This is a genomic window from Novosphingobium sp. TCA1 (assembly GCF_009811895.1).
Classification (GTDB): Bacteria; Pseudomonadota; Alphaproteobacteria; order Sphingomonadales; family Sphingomonadaceae; genus Novosphingobium; species Novosphingobium panipatense_A.
On record NZ_BLJH01000136.1, the window covers coordinates 1 to 532 of the forward strand.

Annotated in this window: 2 protein-coding genes; both read right to left on the reverse strand. The window is 63.7% G+C overall.

Annotated features, from left to right (window positions below):
* Nucleotides 1-72 precede the first annotated feature (72 nt).
* On the reverse strand, nt 73-249 hold the full coding sequence (locus tag NTCA1_RS28410) for a DUF2958 domain-containing protein (RefSeq protein ID WP_159832513.1): 177 nt from the start codon (nt 247-249) through the stop codon (nt 73-75).
* A partial coding sequence (locus NTCA1_RS28415; RefSeq protein ID WP_255490652.1) for a zincin-like metallopeptidase domain-containing protein occupies nt 246-532 on the reverse strand: 287 nt, incomplete at its 5' end. The genes NTCA1_RS28410 and NTCA1_RS28415, both read right to left, overlap by 4 nt.

Sequence of the window (532 nt, forward strand, 5' to 3'; positions counted from 1 at the left end):
CACGAAAAGCGGCGCTGGCGCGGCCGCCCACAACATAATCGGACGCTCAACATACTACGGGTTATGTCGAGCTCAACATAAGCCGAAAAGGGTGTCGTCATCGGCATAGAGTTCACTGACCAGCCAGACCGCACGGCCCGTGGGATTGAACAGGCGGACCAGAGGAAACGGATCGAAGCGCGGATTGCGGACCCAGTGCTCGAAATTCGCTGCGAGCAGCGAGCGGATACCGGGGGATAGCAGCTTCATGACACCGCCCTTCCATCGTCCGTTCGCGAATCCCGGAGACCTGCCGCGATATCCTCCGCAACTTCGGCATCGGCTGCGGCATGGCGCGCCAGCAGCCAGTCCGCCGCCTTGCTGGCCATCGAAGCGGCACGGAAGATCGCGCGGGCATCCTCGCGCAGGACTTCCAGCCATGCGCCGATGTAGTCGGCATGGCGCACGGTCGGCACGATGCCGAGCGAGGCGCAGAGGAAGGCCGAACCCATTTCCGCATTGGGTCGGGAGGGTCGCGCCTCGATGAGGACAC